The 1,850-nt window shown below is 56.4% G+C and carries 2 rRNA genes; both read left to right on the top strand.

Going from position 1 to position 1,850, the window contains the following annotated elements:
• A 23S ribosomal RNA gene (locus tag AC1U89_RS24445) occupies positions 1 to 1,310 on the top strand; the annotation flags it as partial.
• Positions 1,311 to 1,513: 203 nt separating this feature from the next.
• A 5S ribosomal RNA gene (rrf, locus tag AC1U89_RS24450) occupies positions 1,514 to 1,630 on the top strand.
• Positions 1,631 to 1,850: the final 220 nt, after the last annotated feature.

A 1,850-nucleotide genomic window follows, 5' to 3' on the forward strand; every position in this document is an offset into this window, starting at 1 on the left:
CCCGTACCCCAAACCGACACAGGTGATCAGGTAGAGAATACTAAGGCGATCGAGAGAATTATGGTTAAGGAACTCGGCAAAATGMCCCCGTAACTTCGGGAGAAGGGGGGCCCCAACCTTGAACACCACTTGCTGGTGGGAGGGGATCGGGGCCGCAGAGACCAGGGGGAAGCGACTGTTTACTAAAAACACAGGTCCGTGCGAAGTCGCAAGACGATGTATACGGACTGACTCCTGCCCGGTGCTGGAAGGTTAAGAGGACCGGTTAGCCGCAAGGCGAAGCTGAGAATTTAAGCCCCAGTAAACGGCGGTGGTAACTATAACCATCCTAAGGTAGCGAAATTCCTTGTCGGGTAAGTTCCGACCTGCACGAATGGAGTAACGACTTCCCCGCTGTCTCAACCATAAACTCGGCGAAATTGCAGTACGAGTAAAGATGCTCGTTACGCGCAGCAGGACGGAAAGACCCMGAGACCTTTACTATAGTTTGGTATTGGTGTTMGGAGTGGCTTGTGTAGGATAGGTGGGAGACGTTGAAGCCCGGACGCCAGTTCGGGTGGAGTCATCGTTGAAATACCACTCTGGTCACTTTGGACATCTAACTTCGGCCCGTAATCCGGGTCAGGGACAGTGCCTGATGGGTAGTTTAACTGGGGCGGTTGCCTCCTAAAAAGTAACGGAGGCGCCCAAAGGTTCCCTMAGCCTGGTTGGCAATCAGGTGTCGAGTGTAAGTGCACAAGGGAGCTTGACTGTGAGAGAGACATCTCGAGCAGGGACGAAAGTCGGGACTAGTGATCCGGCGGTACATTGTGGAATGGCCGTCGCTCAACGGATAAAAGGTACCTCGGGGATAACAGGCTGATCTTGCCCAAGAGTCCATATCGACGGCATGGTTTGGCACCTCGATGTCGGCTCGTCGCATCCTGGGGCTGGAGTAGGTCCCAAGGGTTGGGCTGTTCGCCCATTAAAGCGGTACGCGAGCTGGGTTYAGAACGTCGTGAGACAGTTCGGTCCCTATCCGCTGCGCGCGCAGGAAATTTGAGAAGGGCTGTCCTTAGTACGAGAGGACCGGGACGGACGAACCTCTGGTGTGTCAGTTGTACTGCCAAGTGCACCGCTGATTAGCTACGTTCGGATGGGATAACCGCTGAAAGCATCTAAGCGGGAAGCKCGCYTCRAGATGAGATTTCCATACACCTTGYGTGTGAGAGGCCCCCAGCCAGACCACTGGGTTGATAGGCCGGATGTGGAAGCGAGGACTAACGACTCGTGAAGCTGACCGGTACTAATAGGCCGATAACTTACACCACACACCACCCCGCGAACCAGTTTCAAAAGGGGTTCGCACCAGGGGTGGTACAAAGAAACAAGACTGCTTGCGTCCACTATGTGGTTCCCAAACAACAAACCCGTTGCTTGAGAACCGACAACAAAATAACAACACCACAGATGTTGTAACACCAGTTTTCCCACCCCCACGCCCCCAGGGCCGCGGCGGGTGCGGACACAGGGTTACGGCGGTCATAGCGTGGGGGAAACGCCCGGTCCCATCCCGAACCCGGAAGCTAAGACCCACAGCGCCGATGGTACTGCACCCGGGAGGGTGTGGGAGAGTAGGTCACCGCCGGAACACCATTAACGGTCGAGGACCCCCAACCACGTTGGGGGTCCTCCCGCATTTAACCGGCACAACACAAACCCCGGCGCCGGCCCGGCTGAGAGGCGCGGGTAGAATAAATGCCCATGGATAACCTCTTCAGCCACGCATCCGTTGGACTGCCTGATGGTCCCGAACCGGACGCAGCCGACGGCCTGGAGCCGGTTATATACACGGTGGTGGTGCCCGGCGC

Source organism: Caulobacter sp. 05T431 (assembly GCF_056665975.1).